The 18547-nt window shown below is 43.0% G+C and carries 15 protein-coding genes, 2 pseudogenes and 1 riboswitch; of the genes and pseudogenes, 10 read left to right on the plus strand and 7 right to left on the minus strand.

Features of this window, described 5'->3' with window-relative positions:
- Positions 1-12: 12 nt before the first annotated feature.
- The 3 genes from I2D69_RS00450 (at position 13) to pnuC (ending at position 3434) form a co-directional block, all read left to right on the plus strand.
- Positions 13-1056, plus strand: coding sequence for a virulence RhuM family protein (locus I2D69_RS00450; RefSeq protein ID WP_148461150.1), 1044 nt, complete (start codon positions 13-15; stop codon positions 1054-1056).
- A gap of 669 nt (positions 1057-1725) precedes the next feature.
- On the plus strand, positions 1726-2166 hold the full coding sequence (locus I2D69_RS00455; protein WP_148461151.1) for a GNAT family N-acetyltransferase: 441 nt from the start codon (positions 1726-1728) through the stop codon (positions 2164-2166).
- Positions 2167-2753: 587 nt separating this feature from the next.
- On the plus strand, positions 2754-3434 hold the full coding sequence (gene pnuC, locus I2D69_RS00460) for a nicotinamide riboside transporter PnuC (protein WP_148461152.1): 681 nt from the start codon (positions 2754-2756) through the stop codon (positions 3432-3434).
- Positions 3435-3463: 29 nt separating this feature from the next.
- Here the strand turns inward: pnuC and I2D69_RS00465 are convergent.
- The 5 genes and pseudogenes from I2D69_RS00465 to I2D69_RS00485 all read right to left on the minus strand — a co-directional run.
- Positions 3464-3826: pseudogene (locus I2D69_RS00465) on the minus strand (recombinase family protein); the annotation flags it as partial.
- A gap of 34 nt (positions 3827-3860) precedes the next feature.
- Positions 3861-4553 (minus strand): annotated as a pseudogene (locus tag I2D69_RS00470) (phage tail tape measure protein); the annotation flags it as partial.
- A gap of 89 nt (positions 4554-4642) precedes the next feature.
- A complete protein-coding gene (locus I2D69_RS00475) occupies positions 4643-4924 on the minus strand; it encodes a type II toxin-antitoxin system YafQ family toxin (protein WP_148461153.1) in 282 nt (93 codons plus the stop codon).
- Positions 4921-5193, minus strand: a complete 273-nt coding sequence (locus I2D69_RS00480) for a type II toxin-antitoxin system RelB/DinJ family antitoxin (RefSeq protein ID WP_118578232.1) — start codon at positions 5191-5193, stop codon at positions 4921-4923. The genes I2D69_RS00475 and I2D69_RS00480 overlap by 4 nt, the downstream gene beginning before the upstream one ends.
- Positions 5194-5277: 84 nt before the next feature.
- Positions 5278-5445 carry a hypothetical protein gene (locus I2D69_RS00485; RefSeq protein ID WP_173716616.1) on the minus strand — a complete coding sequence of 56 codons (168 nt, stop codon included), beginning with the start codon at positions 5443-5445 and terminating at the stop codon, positions 5278-5280.
- A gap of 107 nt (positions 5446-5552) precedes the next feature.
- Between I2D69_RS00485 and I2D69_RS00490 the strand changes: the two genes are divergently transcribed.
- From I2D69_RS00490 to I2D69_RS00505, 4 genes are all read left to right on the plus strand, one after another.
- Complete coding sequence (locus I2D69_RS00490; protein WP_226815622.1) at positions 5553-5753, plus strand: hypothetical protein; 201 nt, start codon at positions 5553-5555, stop codon at positions 5751-5753.
- Positions 5754-5827: 74 nt separating this feature from the next.
- Positions 5828-5918: riboswitch (cyclic di-GMP riboswitch) on the plus strand.
- Between the two features lie 268 nt (positions 5919-6186).
- Complete coding sequence (locus I2D69_RS00495; protein ID WP_173716617.1) at positions 6187-9405, plus strand: response regulator; 3219 nt, start codon at positions 6187-6189, stop codon at positions 9403-9405.
- 241 nt (positions 9406-9646) lie between these two features.
- Positions 9647-10402, plus strand: a complete 756-nt coding sequence (locus I2D69_RS00500; protein WP_148461155.1) for a tRNA threonylcarbamoyladenosine dehydratase — start codon at positions 9647-9649, stop codon at positions 10400-10402.
- A gap of 134 nt (positions 10403-10536) precedes the next feature.
- Positions 10537-11259 carry a LytTR family DNA-binding domain-containing protein gene (locus I2D69_RS00505; protein WP_226815623.1) on the plus strand — a complete coding sequence of 241 codons (723 nt, stop codon included), beginning with the start codon at positions 10537-10539 and terminating at the stop codon, positions 11257-11259.
- Here the strand turns inward: I2D69_RS00505 and I2D69_RS20585 are convergent.
- Entirely contained in the window at positions 11234-11500 is a 267-nt protein-coding gene (locus I2D69_RS20585) for a DUF6783 domain-containing protein (protein ID WP_334284952.1), read from the minus strand. The two genes, I2D69_RS00505 and I2D69_RS20585, sit on opposite strands and share 26 nt — an antisense overlap.
- An 11-nt stretch (positions 11501-11511) precedes the next feature.
- Positions 11512-12747 carry a nucleotide sugar dehydrogenase gene (locus tag I2D69_RS00510; protein ID WP_148461157.1) on the minus strand — a complete coding sequence of 412 codons (1236 nt, stop codon included), beginning with the start codon at positions 12745-12747 and terminating at the stop codon, positions 11512-11514.
- Positions 12748-12993: 246 nt separating this feature from the next.
- Between I2D69_RS00510 and bsh the strand changes: the two genes are divergently transcribed.
- The 3 genes from bsh to I2D69_RS00525 all read left to right on the plus strand — a co-directional run bounded on the left by bsh (position 12994) and on the right by I2D69_RS00525 (position 18301).
- Complete coding sequence (gene bsh, locus I2D69_RS00515) at positions 12994-13968, plus strand: choloylglycine hydrolase (RefSeq protein ID WP_148461158.1); 975 nt, start codon at positions 12994-12996, stop codon at positions 13966-13968.
- A gap of 199 nt (positions 13969-14167) precedes the next feature.
- Positions 14168-16441 (plus strand): endopeptidase La, encoded by a 2274-nt coding sequence (lon, locus tag I2D69_RS00520; protein WP_195379208.1) that lies wholly within the window; start codon positions 14168-14170, stop codon positions 16439-16441.
- Between the two features lie 231 nt (positions 16442-16672).
- Positions 16673-18301 carry a DUF1002 domain-containing protein gene (locus I2D69_RS00525; RefSeq protein WP_195379209.1) on the plus strand — a complete coding sequence of 543 codons (1629 nt, stop codon included), beginning with the start codon at positions 16673-16675 and terminating at the stop codon, positions 18299-18301.
- The last annotated feature ends 246 nt before the right edge of the window (positions 18302-18547 follow it).

Here is an 18547-nt window from a genome sequence, read left to right on the forward strand (position 1 = left end):
GAGGCATTCTATTTGGCAAAGAAAAAAGATGAAATAACCATCCGTTCCAGCGCAGCAGAGTACCTGACCTATGTTGCCTCTGTAGGTGATCAACAGGACAGCATAGAGATGCGCTATGAGGATGAGAATATATGGCTGACACAGAAGATGATGGCCACATTGTATGATGTTGGTTCACCAACGATAAATGAACATATTAAAAAAATATATGCGGATAGTGAATTGGAAGAGGCCGCAACTATTCGGAATTTCCGAATAGTTCAAACCGAAGGTTCTCGCCAGGTCACACGCGATACCAAGCACTATAGCCTTCAAATGATCATTGCCGTAGGCTTCAAGGTCAATTCCGAGCGTGCGGTACAGTTCCGAAAATGGGTAAACCAGATCGCAAAGGACTACACCATCAAAGGCTGGGTCATGGATGATGAGCGGCTGAAGCGCGGAACGTATCTGACAGAAAAGTATTTCGATGAGCAGCTAGAGCGCATCCGAGAGATCCGTGCCAGCGAAAGAAAATTCTATCAGAAGATCACTGACCTGTATGCGACAGCCATTGACTATGATAAAAATGCTGCAACAACGAGAAGATTCTATGCGACTGTTCAGAATAAAATGCATTATGCCGTTCATGGACATACGGCGGCGGAGATGATCGTGGAAAGAGCGGATCACACAAAAGAGCACATGGGATTAACCACCTGGGCAGATGCTCCTGACGGAAAGATTAAGAAAAGCGATGTCACGGTTGCTAAAAATTATCTGAGTCAGGATGAAATGAAGCAGCTGAATCGTATGGTGACGGCATACCTGGATTTTGCGGAAAACATGACCTTACGACATATTCCGCTTACGATGCAGGACTGGGAAAAGAGGCTCAACAGCTTCATTGAAATGTTTGATTATGGCATTTTACAGGATGCGGGTAAGGTGTCCGCAGAAATTGCAAAGCTTCATGCTGAGACAGAATTTGAAAAATATCGCGTGATCCAGGACAGTTTATTCATGTCCGACTTTGATAGGTATATGCTGGAGTTGGAAGAAAGCGCAAAGAAATAAGGATCAGATATCAGGTCGAGACGGTGAAATCAGGCAACTCAACTCCCTGCGAGTGTATGGCAAATCCGTGGTTTGAACGGATGGATTGTGTAGAAGTTAAGCGGCCTTCACTGTCTCAACGGTCGAGACAGTGGCAGGTGGCAGCAGTGTAAACTTGCCTTGCATTGTATAGGTAGAAAAGGCCTTATACCGACTTGTTCCCATAGACTTCAATGGTTAAGACCGAGCATAAGGTGCTGTGGGAGCTTGCTCACAAAGGCACCATTATGCGATGGGCTGTATGCGGCGAATGCCGCGGATAAGCGTAGGAAGCTTTGCTTCCGTAGCGCATCCGGCGTGGCGTAGACAAATTAAAAAACATAGATTCCGAGCTTTTTCGGAGGTTTGGATTTGAAGCCAGACTTTTGAAAAAGCTCGGTTTTCTTATATGGAAACATATCCGCTGCAAAATGTGTGTCAGGTTGTAACCCCGGATTAGATGTCACGATTTGAGACAGTGGATTAGATATGTGGAGAATTGTTTAAATCGGAAGTTGATGGAATGGCCTGGTAGAGATGGTTTCAGCGATGGGGGACGTATCTAACCGAGGCGAAATAATCCCTGCGGAATAAAAGAGGAAGGCAGAGATGCTGATGAATTTCAGTTTATTACAAAAAGGAGAATTAGTCATGATAAGACGAGCAATAGATAGAGATGCATCGAGAATTGCTGAGATATCAGTATTCTCCAAGCGGATGAACTATAGAGAAATTTTTCACGATGATATGGTTTCATTTGGTGAAATACAAGTTTATCCGTTGGCAAAAGAATACATCGAGCACCCAGAGATACTTAAGGAATTTTATGTATATGAAGATGATTTTGTTAAGGGGTTCATTCATATTCAGGGAACGCAAGTCTTGGAATTGTATGTAGATACGTTTTTCGTGGATCAGGGAATCGGAGGTAAATTATTAGATTTTGCCGTAAGTAGGAATTGTAATTCACTATGGGTTCTTGAGAAGAATACAAAAGCGCAGCACTTTTATTTGCGACACGGTTTTACTCCAAGTGGAGTAAGGCAATTGGAAGAGGGAACAGAACAATTTATCATTGAAATGATACGTTGAAGTAAGTAGGTTATTCTAGAAGTTAACTGTACCAAAAACATACAATGGAGAAGCTGTAATCCATTGATATGTTTCCACAAACTGATGAGACGTTGGACATATTTTCGCAAACCAACGAGTAAAAAAGAGAGCAGTTCAGACGTCTCAACGCATGTTGAGACGGTAGTCTTGATGTCAAGAAAATAAAATCAAGTGCCAGAAAGCGGCGTATTTCCGGGCTTTTTCGGAAGTTGGGAATAGAAGCCTAACTCCTGAAAAAGCTCGGTTGTTTTATATGGAAACATATCTACTGCAAAATGTGTGTCAGGTTGTAACCTCGGATTAGATGTCACGATTTGAGGCAGTGGATTAGATGGCAAGGGAAAATTCGGTGAATCGCGATTTGTCAGAGCGTTATAGAGGATAAAATTATGTTTTTTGGATATTATCAATTTCACGAAAGTAATTATGCAATCCTTCATATGCAGAAGGGTGCCATTGCTTCGCAAGAGAAGCATATAAAGGGTATCCAATTTTAAGAGACAACAGGTATAAAATATATCTAATTTCCTGTTGTCTCAAATCAACGTATGAAGGGAATTAGAAAAATGAATAATCCATTTAAAAGAATGACCAAAAGAGAATGGGCACTTTGGTTCGTGTCTATTGCTATTGTTGTTATGTCCAATATTATGGCAGGAAGAGTAGATGCTTTGACACTTACTGCAACTTGTATTGGTGTAACTTCACTGATATTTGCCGCACAGGGAAATGTATGGGCACCGATATTGATGACGATTTTCTGCATCCAGTATGCGATAATATCATACCGTTTTCGCTACTGGGGAGAGATGTTTACTTACTTATTTATGTCACTTCCGATGTCTGTTTGGTCGATTGTGACATGGCTGAAAAATGCGAGAAACAGTAGTGATGGAACAGTAGAAATACGAAAAATTACAAGAAAAGGAGCAGGAGTTCTTGTTCTTTGCAATGTGGCAGTGACAATTGCATTTTATATATTACTAAAAAAACTTAACACGCCGAATCTGATATTTAGTACCATTTCGGTAGTAACAAGTTTTTTTGCTGCATCACTCACTATGTTACGGTCTTCCTATTATGCTTTGGGATATGCATCGAATGACATCGTGCTGATTATCTTATGGATACTGGCATCAATTAAGGACCCGGGGTATATTCCAGTGGTTGTAAATTTCTTGATATTTTTTCTTAATGACATGTATGGATTCATATGTTGGAAGAAAAGAGAAACAGCACAGTGTTAAGACAATTCTGGTTTGTGGATGTAGAAAATACCCTCCCGGTATTCCCGGTAGATGCGCTTTACCACCTCTGCCTGTTCCGGATCGATGATGAGATTCTCATCTGCATCCTTGGTGTAGCCGAGGAAGTGATTGTGATTTACCTGTACCTGGCCATTCTGGTAGCGAAACTGGAGTCCCAGCTTCACATTCTGACTGAGGGATTATGATTCCTGCTGCGCAAGGGAAGCCATAATCGTAATCAGAACCTCACCCTTGGCATCCATTGTATTGATGGCTTCCTTTTCAAAGAAGACGGGAATGTTCTTATCCTTCAGCTGGCGGATGTATTTCAGGCAGTCCAGCGTGTTTCTGGCAAATCGGCTGATGGACTTGGTGATAATCATGTCGATGTTTTCGGCTTCGCAGTCGCCAATCATCCATTGCCTTTGTATTTGCGTTAGAGCTTGCCGCTGCAAGGATATCTGCGAAATGCCCAGAATCTTTGGCTGTCAGACCAAATGCAGTCAGTGCATCGGTTACGATATCCGATGTGGTGGCGAGGTCCTCACCAGATGCCGCAGCAAGGTTCATGATACCTTCGATACCATCCAGCATGTCGGAGGTTTTCCATCCAGCCATCGCCATGTAGTTCATAGCATCCGCAGCCTCGGATGCTGAGAACTTGGTTTTCGCACCCATCTCATGAGCCTTTGCACGGAGCTTATCGAAATCATCTCCGGTTGCACCAGACACGGCGGCTACCTGGCTCATAGAAGAATCAAAATCGGAGTCTGTTTTTACAGCAGCAACGCCAAGAGCTGTAACTGCAGCAGAGGCAGGAAGGAGCTTTTCGCCGGTGGAGGAAACCTTATCGCCTGCAGACTTCAGGTTTTCACCAGCAGTAGCAATCTTCTGCACAGCAGTGGCAGACTGATTGGCCTGCGCTTACAGCTTTTTGAGATATTCTTCCGTTTCGATGATCTCCCTCTGAAGAGCATCATATTTCAGGAGCTTTTCGACATTCTTAAGTTGTGACTGCGTATTCTTGATTTCTGAATTGACACCCTTTAAGGCACTCTGAAGCTTGGTAGTATCGCCACCGATCTCGACCGTGATACCCTTGATTCTACTTCCCGCCATAGCGCACCTCCTTTCCTGGATTTGGGCATAAGAAAAGCACCTACCATTTCTGATAGATGCTTTCTGAATTGCTATTCTGTTTTTTAAATCTATTTTTTGAATAGTTCTGAGTGCGTACCAAGCCTATAAAGCATGAGTACTAAAACGTTGTTCTGAATCTCATAAATGAGCAACCAGTCCGGTTCGATGTGACACTCACGCGTGCCTTTATAGTTTCCTGTAAGGTCATGATCCCTGTATTTTGCATCCAGCGTACCGCCATTCGCCAGAATATCGATTACCTCAAACAGCTTATCAAGATTTTTATTTTGCTTTTTGGCAAGCTTCAAATCCTTTTTAAACTGATTGGTAAACTGAATGTCGTATTTCATACGTCGAGAGCTGCCTTAAGCGCATCCATACTGGAATAACGCGGAGCAGAAGGATCCTTCATCATTTTTCTGCCATCCTCAATGGCAGCGGCTGTCGTATCATTCGGTACTTCCAGTTTTAATTCAAAAGGAATACCATGCTCACGGATAGCGGTTCTCAGGAACATATTTACAGCAGTTGTCATATTCAGACCAAGCTCATTGAAGATTTCCTCCGCCTGATCCTTGATTGCCTTCTCTGTACGAATATTTAAATTAGTTGTTGCCATACAGAACACCTCCATTCAAGTATAGTATACTCAAATGCGTGTCTAATGTCAACACACTGTCATTATATAAGGCACATAAATTTGCTAAAATGCATCAAAATCCCTCTGCGTAGCGATCTGCGCATAGCCTTTGTACTCATCATTGCTGCTTTCTGCGTACATGTCGTTCACCATCCCAATCGTAAGAAGATCCAGATCCCGGCTGGAGATTCCGAGCTGTACGCAGCGAAGCAGAAACAAGGGTGTGGTCATCGGGCGGTCAGTTGCGTGAAGTTTTTTTTAGACTCCACATCCGTCTGGATATTCTATAGATTGAACAGGTGATCCGTGCCGGGACAGCAGACATCGGAGAAAAGTATTTGGCTGTAATCCGTAAGGCTGCCAGTGATTACACAAGAGAAATCTTTCATAAGCTGAGAGAAAGGGAATACAATCCGGAGCTGATGCGTTTATATGTAGTTGTTGGTGGTGGCTGCTGCATGATTCAGAACTTCGGGGAATATGACAAAGACAGAGTAACGATTGTGCGAGACATCTTCGACTTTGCGAATGGTTCATAAACACAGATTTTCTATCAAAATATTATTGACGCACCGGAAACTTCATGGTATTTTATTTTTGATGAAAAATGGGAATTATTTAAAGGCAAACTTGCTGAAAGGCAGGGACGCAAAGCCAGAAGGGGCTAAAGTCAGAAAGTCTGACCATGTCAGCCGGTTGCTGCTGTTTCCATATATAGAAAAGACGTGAGAACGGAAGCGATTCCGATACCTTTTATACTATATGTATATGGATGTGTGAGTTTAAAAAGATGTAGCAGGGACACTGGCAGGATGTTTGTCAGGTGTCCTTTTTATATGCCAAAATATGTACGAGAACTTGCCGGAGCATGTTCTGGAGCGTGGTTGAAAAAGCATTCCTACAATCTGCGCGCCACATTTTGCAGAAAGCCTTTTTCAAACACGCATCAAACAGAGTGAGGGTTTTTATAAAATGTTATATAAGGAAAATTATGAGGATAAAATATATTCTTTAAACAAGACGGTACCTGGACAAACACAGGATTTATCACAGGCAATACAGAAAACACTGGAAAATAATGGCGGGGTAGGTATGTTGACCGGATATTATGACCAAAATCTGTCTATTCTGTCTGTGAGTAATCTGCTGCTACATAGTATAGGACATACGTTCGATTCTTTTATGAAGCAGACAAAAGGCTCATTGAAGAAATTTTTTTACGGCAAGGATATAAGTATATTGGATCGAGACCGTTTTTTGCAGATCCACGGAGCCGGGGAAGCGCAGATCCTTACAGCGGACGGTACAGTGAATAATGTACGGCTTTATAAAGAGGATGCGACAGATGAAGCAGGCAGACAGATCTGGATTATGTCCGTACAGGTCAACTGGGATCATGTAAATCTGGCACTGATCAATGAGGCTATCCGTTCCGGCTTCTGGTATTTTGACTGTGACGAAAACAGTGAGATTGTGAATGCAAACTGGAGCCATGAGTTCCGAAAAATGCTTGGCTATCATGATACTCTGGATTTTCCGAATAAACTGGAATCCTGGTCAGATCTTCTGCATCCACAGGATAAAGAAAGAGTAATGATGCAGCTTCAGGCGGCAATTGCGGATAAGACGAATCAGGTAAAATACCAGGTAGAGTACCGTATGAGAATGAAGGATCATCAGTACCAGTGGTTTCGGGCATCAGCAGAAGTAATACGCCGGCTGGATGGTTCTGCCAGCAGGATTGCCGGGATTTTTATTAATATTGATGCGGAAAAAAAAGAAATTATGCAGGCACAAAAGTCAGCTGCTTTCCACCGTGCCTTTACGAAAACAGATCTGTGCGAATATTATGTTAACCTGGAGGCAAACACATTTGATACCTTTAAGGTTGAACCGTCCCTGATGACTGTTTTTGAACAGAGTCATACATGGGATGAACTGATCCGGCATTTTGTGGATTCCTATGTTGTGGAAACAGATAAGAAGGCAGTATCCGCTTTTTATGATCGTGGCTATATTGCGGAAAAACTGAAGGGTCTGGAAACCGAATTGTCTTTGGAGTGCCGAATCACTCTGAAGGGAGAAGAACGATGGGTCCGTAATGTGATCATACGTGGCGAGATAGAGGATTCAGAATATGCCATGATTTTTCTGCGGGATATTACGGAGGCAAAGGTAGAGAGCGCACGGCATCTGCAGATGGCAGCGGATAATGCTTCCATGGAGCAGCTGATTCAGAGCATAGTGCGTCTGGTTGACCGTTTTGTTGTCTGTGATCTGGAAAATGACAGATATGAATTCTACAATCTGAATGGACAGATGATATATAAACCTCTGGGCTTCTATCATGATTTTCAGATGCAGGTTCTTGAAAAGTATAAGACACTGGAACCGTTGGAAGCTATAGATATTCTGATAGCCCCGGAAAATATCCGGGAAAATCTGAAAAGCGAAAATGATATTTATAAGTTTGAGTATTGCAGCCTGGATGAAAAGACTTATAAAATCGCTTCTTATATTCCCTTGGAATGGAAGAATGGAAAGCTGGAAAAGGTATTGCTGGCATCCATGGATGTGACACAGGAGAAGAAAGCAGAGATTGAATCCCGTCAGGCACTGAAAGAGGCTTACCGGTCCGCAGAAAATGCAAATCGTGCAAAAACAGAATTCCTTTCCAATATGTCCCATGATATCCGAACACCGATGAATGCCATTGTGGGTCTGACAGCAATCGCCGGAGCAAATATTGAGAGTCAGGACAGAGTTATTGAATGTCTCAGCAAGATTACAGAATCAAGCCGTCATCTGCTTGGGTTGATCAATGAAGTGCTGGATATGGCACGTATTGAAAGTGGAAAAATGACACTGGCACAGGAAGATTTCAATCTGTCAGAGTTGGTGGATAATCTTATTACACTTACGCGACCGGTGCTTGATGAACATAAACATAATTTTGATATACACATTAATCATATTGAACATGAGGATGTCTGCGGTGACAGTCTGAGGATTCAGCAGGTATTTGTGAATCTGATGAGTAATGCGATCAAGTATACACCGGATGGCGGGAATATTACTTTTTCCATAGAGGAAAAGCCAAATGGATTTTCGGAGCTTGGATGCTATGAATTCACGATTGAGGATAATGGAATCGGTATGTCGCCGGAATTCCAGAAAATCATGTTTGATCCCTTCAGCCGCGCAGATGACCATCGGACAACCAGAGTTCAGGGAACTGGTCTGGGAATGGCAATCAGCAGAAATATTGTAAATCTGATGAATGGTAATATTAAAGTGGACAGCACCTTACACAAGGGAACTAAAATTACGGTAACAATTTATCTTGAACTTCAGGAAAAAGAGAAAGAAAAGGATGAAAATCTGATGAATTTGCCGGTTCTGGTTGTGGATGATGATAAGACATGCTGTGAAAGTACAGTTGCGACATTGAAGGAGATTGGAATTACAGGCGAATGGGTCCTCTCCGGCAGAGAAGCCGTTGAGCGCTGCTATGCACGTCATGAGTTAAAAAATGATTACTTTGCTGTTATTTTGGACTGGAAGATGCCGGATATGGATGGCATAGAAACTGCCAGACAGATTCGGAAACGGATAGGGAAGGAGATTACCATCATTGTACTGACATCTTATGAGTTCAGCGAGATTGAAGAAGATGCAAAGGCAGCAGGTGTAGATGCTTTTATTGCAAAACCGTTATTCCGTTCCAGGCTGACCGCTACACTGCGGCAGTTTGTTTCTGACAAAAAAGAAAAAACAGCAAGGAATTATCTGGAGAATCTGTCAGAAGCAGATTACACAGGAAAAAGGATTCTGCTGGTCGAGGATAATGAGTTAAACAGAGAAATTGCAGTGGAAATCCTGCAGATGACAGGGGCAGAAGTTGAGACAGCCGAAAATGGAAAAATTGCAGTTGAAAAAGTGGAGGTTTCTCCAAAAGACCGGTATGACCTTATTTTTATGGATATCCAAATGCCTGTTCTGAATGGTTATCAGGCAACCGCAGCAATTAGAAGCCTCCCCGGTGAAAAAGGAGAACTGCCAATTGTTGCCATGACTGCCAATGCTTTTGCAGAAGATGTACAGCTGGCAAAAAATACAGGTATGAACGGACATATCGCAAAGCCGCTGGATATGAATAAGCTGAGTGATGTTTTGAAAAAATGGCTGTAATGATACTGCGAACGGAGTGAACAGGAACGCTGTAATTTATTTATGTGTAGGCGAAAAAATAATTGACAGAAAAACACAGTCATTATAAAATATTTCCGAAAGGTAATGTGGACAAAAGTCTGGGTGGATAAGCTTCCCAGGCTTTTTATGTGAAGATAGAACAGACCGCAGTTTTCTTATTGAAAGAGAAATGTCTGTTTGAAAGTCTGTTGCCTGTCTTTCATTGAGGAGAGAAAAATTTATGTTAAATCAGTTTTCAAGAACCCAGCTTCTTCTTGGAGAAGAGGGGATGAAGAAGCTTGCCGGTGCCAGAGTGGCAGTATTTGGAATCGGCGGTGTTGGCGGATATGTGTGTGAGGCGTTGGTGAGAAGCGGGGTAGGTGCTTTTGACCTGATCGATGACGACAAGGTATGCCTTACGAATCTGAACCGCCAGATCATAGCAACGCGAAAAACAGTGGGAAAATACAAGACGGATGTTATGAAAGAGCGTATGCTGGAAATCAATCCGGACGTGAAGGTGGAGACACATAAGTGTTTTTTTCTGCCGGAGAATGCAGACGATTTTCCATTTGAAGAATATGATTATATTGTAGATGCAGTAGATACCGTTACTGCAAAAATCTCCCTTGTCATGAAGGCGAAGGAGAAAGGGGTTCCGATCATCAGTTCTATGGGTGCCGGAAACAAACTGGATGCAAGCCAGTTTAAAGTTGCGGACATTTATAAGACTAAGGTCTGCCCTCTTGCCAAGGTTATGCGCCGCGAACTGAAGAAACGTGGCGTCCGTAAGCTGAAAGTGGTTTATTCCGAGGAAATCCCTACAAGACCGATAGAGGATATGTCCATCAGCTGCAGAACCCACTGTATCTGCCCGCCAGGTGCCAAGCACAAATGTACAGAGCGTCGTGATATTCCGGGAAGCGTAGCATTTGTGCCGTCTGTTGCAGGACTGATCATTGCCGGAGAGGTTGTGAAGGATCTTTGCAAGCCTTGAAAGATCCCACAAAGTGGGGAGTGCAGGTAATTGAGGATTATGCTCTGAAACGTGACGATTATGCAGATTTCTCCCCGAGAGGGAACGTTGTGTTATAATAAACTAGTCAAGTACAAGGAGGCTTTGGGAGAGCTTTGGTAAACAGAATTGCCATATGTGACGACGTGGAAGTTGAGCGTTTTGTGCTGAAGCGTCAGTTGATGGTGTACTTTCAGACAAATGGCAGGGAGGCGCAGATCCAGGAATATGAATCTGGAGAGAGCCTCCTTGCAGACATTGAAGAGGGCTATATATGGCCAGATCTGATTTTTCTTGATATTTATATGGGCGATCTGAATGGAATGGACACGGCACGGAAGCTGCGTGACCTGGGAGTAAAAGCGCCTATTGTATTTCTGACTGCTTCACCTGATTTTGCGCTTGAAAGTTATGAGGTAGAAGCATCCGGCTATCTTCTGAAACCTGCAGAAGAGAAGCAGACCACAGCAATTTTAAACAGACTGCTGAAGTCTGAGCTTCGCAGGCGGATTTCAGTGAAATGCAGAAGACAGTATCGTTATCCTTTCGTGGATGAAATTTTATACCTGGAAAGTGACCGCCATACAGTAACCTTACATATGCTGGATGGTTCGGTGCTTGAAACTGCGGAAAAACTTGGGAATCTTGAGAAAAAGATAGAGGATCCCCGTTTTTTGCGTTGCCACCAAAGCTTTCTGGTAAATATGGATCACATTACAGATGTAGAAGAGGAGTTTTTACTCCGAAATGGAGAACGGGTTCCCATTCGCGTGAGAGGACGTAAGGATGTGCTGGATGCTTATAATCACTATTTCAGGATAAAGTCATCCGGCAATTGAAAGAGAGCAATTGCCAGTATGGTGAATAAAAAACGGATTTCATAGACAACAGGCAGGAAACACAGTGATTAAACGGAGCTATTGCTCTCTTGATCGCTATGTTTCCTGCCTGTTTTTGTATGGTGCAGATTGCGGTATATTTTGCTCGAATTCGACCTACGCAGCCCGCTGCGGCACCCTCATCCGGGCAAAATCTCCCACAAATTGTGATGTACATCTTGCGGAAGCCTTTTTTAGACACGCTTTCGTTTCTTAATCCCTGGAAAACAGATCCCTTGTATAAACCTTTTTCTTCACATCGTCCAGGACCTTGTCATAACGGTTCGCCAGAATACACAGGCTTTTTTCTTTAAACTCTTCCAGATTATTTACAACCTTGCTGCCAAAAAATGTGGAACCGTTTTCCAAATTGGGCTCATAGATGATGACAGTGGCGCCTTTTGCCTTGATCCGTTTCATAACACCCTGAATGCTGCTTTGCCGGAAATTATCGGAATTACTCTTCATAGTGAGGCGGTAGACGCCGATAACCACTTCTTTTTCCAGGCTTGACTGATAAAGGTTGTCCTCATTGTAGTTGTAATAGCCGGCTTTTTGCAGTACCTGATCAGCAATAAAATCCTTTCGGGTACGGTTGCTTTCCACGATTGCGGACATCATATTCTGAGGAACGTCGTTGTAATTGGCAAGAAGCTGTTTGGTGTCCTTAGGCAGGCAGTAGCCGCCGTAGCCAAAGGAAGGATTATTGTAATGAGTTCCGATCCGGGGATCCAGACAGACTCCATTGATAATATCGCGGGTGTTCAGCCCCTTCATTTCCGCGTAAGTATCCAGCTCATTAAAATAGGAAACACGAAGTGCCAGATAGGTGTTGGCAAAAAGTTTTACAGCTTCTGCTTCCGTATATCCCATGAACAAGGTGTCGATATTTTCTTTAAGAGCACCCTCCTGAAGAAGTGCTGCAAAAGTATGAGCTGCTTCTCTGGTGTGTTCATCACAGGAGACAATGATCCTGCTTGGGTAAAGATTGTCGTACAGGGCCTTGGACTCTCGGAGAAATTCCGGGCTGAAAATAATATTGTTATTGTGAAGCTTCTTTCGGATAGATTCTGTGTAGCCTACAGGAATCGTAGATTTGATCACAATTGTGGCAGCAGGATTCACCCTTGTGACCAGGCTTAGTACAGCTTCAACAGCGGAAGTGTCGAAATGATTTTTCCTGCTGTCATAGTTGGTGGGGGTGGCCACTACCACAAAATCAGCCTCTGCGTAGGCGGATTCTCCGTCTGAGGTGGCCGTAAGATCCAGTTCCTTTTCCGACAGGTATTTTTCGATATATTCATCTTGGATTGGAGATTTCTTCTGGTTTATCAAAGCAATCTTCTCCGGAATTATGTCAACTGCAACAACATGATTATGCTGAGCCAGCAGTACAGAAATAGAAAGCCCTACATATCCGGTACCTGCGACTGCAATAGATTTATTCATGGTAAGTTCCTTTCTTAAAAAAGTGTGAAATCGGGAAAAAAGAGTTTAAATTTTCACAGTTTGTGCTACAATATATAACACTAATGATGAACCGTTCATGCACAATTTTTATAAATAATAACATGACAGACTGGAAAATACAACGCCTTGGGAACTTTTTGGAATATGCAGATTACAGAACGTTACCAGTGAACAGTAATACAGAACTGACTTTTAAACAGTCTCTGATGAATGGAGGAACAGAATATGTGTACAGCAGCAACCTATAAAACAAAGGATTTCTATTTTGGAAGAACTCTGGATTATGAGATTTCCTATGGAGACCAGGTAGTGATCACGCCTAGAAATTATGTATTTGACTTAAGAGAAGGCGGTCAGCTGAAAAATCATTATGCCATGATCGGAATGGCATGTGTTATGGAGAACTATCCTCTGTATTATGATGCGGTCAATGAGAAAGGTCTTGGAATCGCCGGCCTTAATTTCGTTGGAAATGCCAGCTACAAGAAGCCTGTAGAGGGGAAAGACAATATCACTCAGTTCGAACTGATCCCATGGATTCTGGGAAAATGTGCTACAGTGAAAGAAGCACGCCAGCTTCTTAAGAATATGAACCTGATTGACACCCCATTTCTTCCTGATCTGCCAGTTGCGCAGCTGCACTGGATTATTGCGGACAAAGAGGAATGTATTACCCTGGAGTCGTTGGAAGAGGGAATGAAAATATATGATAATCCAGTAGGTGTCCTCACAAACAATCCGCCCTTTAACTATCAGATGTTTAATCTGAACAATTATATGCAGCTGGCTGTGGAAAACCGCAGTAACACTTTTTCAGAAAATCTGGAACTGAATCAGTACAGCCGGGGAATGGGTGGCATGGGACTGCCGGGAGATCTCTCCTCCCAGTCAAGATTTGTGCGGGTGGCCTTTGTAAAAATGAATTCTCTGTCCGGGGATTCAGAAGAAGAAAGTGTAAGCCAGTTTTTCCACATTCTTGGCAGCGTAGACCAGCAGAGGGGCTGCTGCAAGCTGGGAGAAGACAAGTATGAGATTACGCTATATACTTCCTGCTGTAATACGGATAAGGGAATTTACTATTATAATACTTACGACAACCACCAGATCAGTGCTGTGGATATGCACAAGGCGGACCTGGAAGGTGAGAAGCTTTATACCTATGCGCCCATAAAAGGGGAACAGATCAGAATGCAAAATTAGCTCCCGTTTCGAAATAAATGTTTCAAAAAACTACCATGTTCCAGAAAGAATGTTCGATTCTTATTGCAAAATTTTAATTTAGTGCTATAATGAACTATCATAGATTCAGATGGCGAATTCATATGAGTTCGCCATTTTCTATAGAATAAATCTGGCACTCATATTAAAGGAGTGCTAACAATACAAGGAGGAAACATGTATGATTACAATACCAGTTTATGAACTTCTTCTTTTACCGGAAGTTACATTTTTCTTTAAAAAAGATATGTTTCCGGAAGGCAGAATTAAAGAACAGAATATCGGAGAAGAAATTCTCTTCGTTTTACAGAAGAAAGAAATAGCCCCAGAGGAAATTTCCATGGAAAATATTTTTCCAGTGGGCGTGATGGGAATCATTGAGAATATAGACGAGGAAGGCAGCGTCAAGATTACTACCAGAAAAAGAGTGCAGGTGACTCGTGTAGAATATACTGACGGCATGGTTCAGGCAGAAGCGGTAGATCTTCCGGATATCCAGGATATCTCCCCGGAAGAAGAAAAGGAGAAATTTGATAAGATCAAGAAAGAACTGATGGATTTTGCAAAAGGCTTTCAGTGGGGCGTCTGGGTACGCAGCATGATCTATCATTGGAAAAGCTATCCGGAAGCCGTCAGTGCCTTGGCTGGTTACATGAGTCTTTCCTGGGAAGAAAAATACCATATGATCGAGGTGGATTCCAGGAAAGAACGTATGCATCTGATGGAAGAGGCTGTCTATGAGCTGATGGAGATTTTCCGTGTCAGTGAGGAGGCTGAGACTGCGCAGAAGAACTCCAATGAGAAAGTTTACCGGGAGTCCGCTATCCGGAAGCAGATCGAATTTCTTCAGCAGCAGCTGGATGAAATGCATCCGGAGAATATTTCTGATGTGCGCCGTTTCCAGAAGAAAATCCAGGAATCCGGCATGAATGAGGAAGCACGCAAAGAAGCTGAAAAGGTGCTGAACCGCATGAAGCAGGAAGGAAAAGACAGCCATGAGTATGGCATGCTGTACGATTATCTGGACTTTGCCACAAGTCTTTCCTGGAAGCCAGAGGAACCTGCTGAAATTGATTTGAATGAGGCAGAACAAATCCTGGATGAAGACCATTATGGGTTGAAAAAAGTAAAAGAGAGAATTATCCAGCAGCTTGCTGTTATGGCTCTTAATAAGAAACAGTCTGGTTCCATTTTATTGTTTGTAGGTGCACCTGGAACTGGAAAAACCAGTATCGGACAGAGTATTGCCCGTGCGCTTCACCGTAAATATGTGCGTATCAGTCTTGGTGGAATCCGTGATGAAGCGGAAATTCGAGGACACAGAAGAACCTACATAGGTGCTATGCCAGGCAGGATTATGGAAGGAATGAAGAGAAGCGGAGCCGCAAATCCGGTTATGGTACTGGATGAGGTGGACAAGCTTGCCAAAGATTACGGCGGTGATCCGGCAAGTGCTCTTTTGGAAGTGCTGGATCCGGAGCAGAACGGAAGCTTTACAGATCATTATATGAATGTTCCTTATGATCTTTCCAATGTGCTTTTTGTGTGTACAGCCAATTCCACCGATACCATTCCTGAGCCATTGCTCAATCGTATGGAAGTGATCCAGTTTCCAGGATATACTGCAGTGGAGAAGTTCCAGATTGCCAGACGTCATCTTTTGCCGAAAGCAATGAAGAGCATGGGAATCAAAGCCCAGAATCTGAAGGTGACAGATGAGGCAATCCGCCGCATTATTGAAGAGTATACAGCGGAGGCTGGTGTCCGTGGACTGAAGAAGCAGATGGATGTGCTATGCAGATATGCAGCTGTGAAGCTGGTAAAGGGTGAGCAGAAGAGTATTACGGTAAGCGAGAAGCGTGTAGCAGAATTTTTGGGACATGGAATCCATCATGAGAAGATTCTGGAAAATCCAGTGCCTGGAGTTGTAACCGGTCTTGCCTGGACCAGTGCCGGCGGAGAAATCCTTTTTATCGAAACTTCTTTTACAAAAGGCGATGGAAAGGTGATCATTACCGGACAGCTTGGAGATGTGATGAAAGAGTCCGCCCAGATTGCCATTACTCTTGTGAAGTCCCTCTATCCGGAATTCGCGGATAAATTCAAGGAAAATGATCTTCACATCCATGTGCCGGCAGGAGCAGTTCCTAAGGATGGCCCATCAGCCGGCATTACGCTGGTAACTGCATTATCCTCTCTGGTGACAGGAAAGCCTGCACCAGCAGAAATAGCAATGACAGGAGAAGTTTCCCTTCGCGGCGGTGTTATGCCTATTGGCGGATTGCCGGAGAAGCTGATGGCTGCCCAGAGAGCTGGCGTAAAGCATGTGTTTATTCCATATGAGAATATGGATGATCTTGATGATGTGGCCGATGAGGTAAAAGAGAAGCTTGAGATTACACCAGTTAAGACCGTGCAGGAGGTTCTGGATTACTGTTTACAGCTCGCCAGATAACAGGCTCTGGAAAAGCTGCTGATATAATAATTTTTTTACCAAAACATATATTCAGATTCAAAGAGAGAATTAACAATTAAAATTACAAAAACTATAAGAAGTATGTTATAATAAGTGTACTAAATAAAACAACTGCAAAGACAGAGGTGCAGTGCGTGGAAGCCGTTACAGAGTATGAGGCTTTCATTACAGATCAGATTATAACCCAAACAGAAAGTTGGAGGAAAAGTTATGAAGAAAGGTAAATTATTAGCTACGCTGCTCTGCAGCGCATCAATGGTTATGGGAAGCATGGTTCCCACAGTACCGGCTCTGGCAGATGCTATGAAGGTTGTTACACTTGGCGCAGATCTTTCAGATGAGCAGAAGAACACCATGCTGAAATATTTTAAAGTAGATTCCAGCCAGGCACAGATTATTTACGTTACCAATCAGGATGAGAGGGATCACTTAAGTTCCTATGTTCCGCTGGAGCAGATTGGTACAAGAACAGTGAGCTGTGCTTATGTGAAGCCTACCACATCCGGTGGCATCAAGGTTCGTACCGCCAATTTGAACTGGGTTACCTGCAATATGATCGCAAGTTCCCTTTCCACATCTGGTGTTACCAACTGTGAGGTTGTTGCTGCATGCCCGTTCGAGGTATCAGGTACAGGAGCACTGACTGGTATCCAGATGGCATATGAGACTGCCAGTGGACAGAAACTTGACGAGACCAAGAAGGAGCTTGCTACTGAGGAGATGGTAGTTACAGGTAATCTTGCTGATTCTGTAGGACAGAATGACGCTACCACTGTTATTAACCAGGCGAAAATGCAGGTTATTGCAGACAATGTTCAGAATGCAGATGATATCTACAATATTGTTGTAAATATCTCCAATAATAACAATGTAACTCTTACAGATGATGAGATTAATACCATCGTAAACCTGCTTCAGCAGATTTCCCAGCAGGACTATGATTACTCTGAGATGCAGGAAACTCTGGAACGTGTAAATGACAATGTAACAGGCCAGGCAGAGGAGAGCAGTGATTCCTCAGATGATGAGGACAGCATTGTGGATAATGTAGACCAGAGTGCTCTTGGTGACAATGTTATCGAGAGTTCTACAGAGGATCCGGGACTTGCTGAGGAGACTGGAGCTGCAGACGAATCCGGTGAAGAATCCTGGGAAGAATTTCCGGCTTCTGATGATTCCAGCGAGAACACAGATGGAAGTACAGATGAGTCAGCTGACGGCGACATCAGTGAAGTTGGCGGAACAGATAATGGTGATGGCAGTGATTCTTCCGCAGAGATCACAGATATATCACAGCTGAATACAGATTTCCTTGGCGATGATGCTAAAGCGAAATTTGAAAAAGCGAAGACCTTCTGTCAGGGAGAGTACAGCGGTGATGAGGATGCTCTTTACGAAGTAATGGGAGATGATGCTGCAGTTACTGTAACACTTGATTCTGACACAGCCAACAAGCTTTCCATCAAAGTTCTTCAGAAATACCTTGGTATCCTTGGAAATGGTGCTGTTTCCTATCAGGAGGATGGAACTGAGAAATACATTACACCAGAACTGAATATGCTGGATAAAGAGATGAAGAAACTTTTCGGCATTGATGTGATCGATGATGGTGAGTCTTCTGAGGATATTGATGTTCTTGGCGATGCAGTATCTTCTGATGATAAAGATACCCTGTATAAAGATACTATGAAGTTCTTTGAGAAACTTTATGGTGAGAGTTCAGAATCCAGTGATTCAGCTGACGGCTCTGAAAATGTGACAACAGATGAAAGTGCTACAGATGAAGTAGGCGATGAGTCTTATGACGAGACTATTGATGAAGAGTCCTACGAAGAATAACAGACCTGAATTCGGAAGAATACTGTTGAATAGTATGTGTTGATGCTCCAGGAGATGACATGTCTGCTGGTGGAAAAGGTACAGAAACTGATATCCAGTGGGATATTGGGGACTGTACCTTTTTTGCAGAAAATAACTGTCCTCTTAAAAATAATCAAAACTGTCTATTGAAGACATACCAGTATCTCGCTATGATAAGTGCTAATTAGATACTGCAGTATAAAAAGCAGTGATTAAACAGGAAAC

Source organism: Ruminococcus sp. D54t1_190329_F1 (assembly GCF_015551645.1).
GTDB classification, from domain to species: domain Bacteria; phylum Bacillota; class Clostridia; order Lachnospirales; family Lachnospiraceae; genus Blautia_A; species Blautia_A faecis.